This window comes from Enterococcus sp. VV15 (assembly GCF_005236045.1).
Lineage (GTDB): Bacteria > Bacillota > Bacilli > Lactobacillales > Enterococcaceae > Enterococcus_B > Enterococcus_B durans.
Genome location: NZ_QPTY01000087.1, coordinates 1 through 1618, shown reverse-complemented (window position 1 = coordinate 1618; position 1618 = coordinate 1). Strand labels below are relative to the sequence as shown.

Sequence of the window (1618 nt, the reverse complement as noted above, 5' to 3'; positions counted from 1 at the left end):
AAAAAGCACACAACCTTGTATGATTAAAGTGACTAAACCAAACCGACAAGGAGTGTGCCTTATGTTTAAAAATTATACCATCAATCAAACGACTTTACTATTAGATATAGAACAATATATTTCAGAAACTGATGTTGCTTTTGCGGTTAACTCGTTAGTAGAAGCCATCCCACAATCGCTCTTCAATCAACTCGAACATCAGCTGGAAAGACCTGCCTATCATCCCAAAATGATGTTGAAAATTATTTTGTATGCTTATACACAACGGGTATTTTCTGGAAGAAAAATAGAATTTCTATTGGATGATAGTTACCGTATGCGCTGGTTAGCGAACCACCAACAAGTGAGTTATCGTACCATCAATCGATTCCGAAGTCACGAGACAACTGCTCATCTTTTAGCGGAAGCGTTTGTCTTATTTCGACGTCAATTGATTACCAATCAAGTAATTGATAATGAAGTGATTTTCGTTGACGGTACAAAAATTGAAGCAGATGCCAACAAGTTCAGTTTTGTTTGGCGAAAAGCAACCACTCGTTATGAACGATTGTTAGATGAAAAATCAGAAGCTTTTTATCAGACGCTGTATCAAGATGAAATTCTTCCTTGCTTAAAAGAAGAAAATCAATCCGTTGGATTGATGAGCGACCAATTGGAAGAAATCGCTCATCACTTAGAAGCAGAACTACAGGAAACAGAACAACAATTACAAAACGAAAAACGGAAAGAAAAACAGAGCCCATTAAAGAAAAAGTGCAGAACCTATAAAAAATATCTACGAAAAGTTCAAACAGATTATCTGCCAAGAAAACAAAAATACGAAGCCTATATGCGCTTGTTTCAAGACCGCAACAGTTTTTCAAAAACTGATACAGACGCTACATTTATGCGAATGAAAGACGATTACATGCGCAATGGACAATTGAAACCAGGCTATAACTTACAAATCGCAACAGAAAATCAGTATGTACTAGCTTATGATCTCTTTCCAAATCCAACAGATACAAAAACGTTAAATCCATTTCTGGACAACTTTTTAGAGCAACACAAAGAACTACCTGAATATATTGTGGCAGACGCAGGTTACGGTAGTGAAGAAAATTATATGTATATCCATGATGTGTTACATAAAACGCCTTTGATTACATATGGTAGCTACCATAAAGAAAGCAAGAAAAAATACAAGGATAACCCATTTAACGTTGAAAACTGGCTCTACCTTGAAGAACAAGATGAATACATATGTCCATCGAAACGTCCAGTGCCATTCAAGCGGTACAGTCGAAGAAAAGATAAAGGCGGATTTATCCGAGATTTTAAAGTCTATGAATGCGAGGATTGCGAGGCATGTCCTGTTCGTAGCCAATGTACAAAAGCCAAAAGTAATCGGAAGCGACAGATCCTAGTCAACAATTCATGGAGATACTTCAAAGCAGAATGTAAGAGGAAGCTTTTAGATGAAAAAATAGGTTCGATTTATGGAAAACGAAAAATCGATGTCGAACCAGTATTTGGTCATTTAAAGGCTCAATTGTCGTTCCATCGTTTCCACTTGCGTGGGAAACAAGGAGCGAAGATTGATGTGGGATTAGCCCTAATGGCGTTAAATTTGAAAAAA

1 protein-coding gene is annotated in these 1618 nt (G+C 36.8%); it reads left to right on the top strand.

Annotated features, from left to right (window positions below; genetic code table 11):
- Positions 1-61: 61 nt before the first annotated feature.
- Positions 62-1618 (top strand): IS1182 family transposase (locus DVW83_RS14570; protein ID WP_137239655.1); only part of this gene is annotated, 1557 nt, incomplete at its 3' end.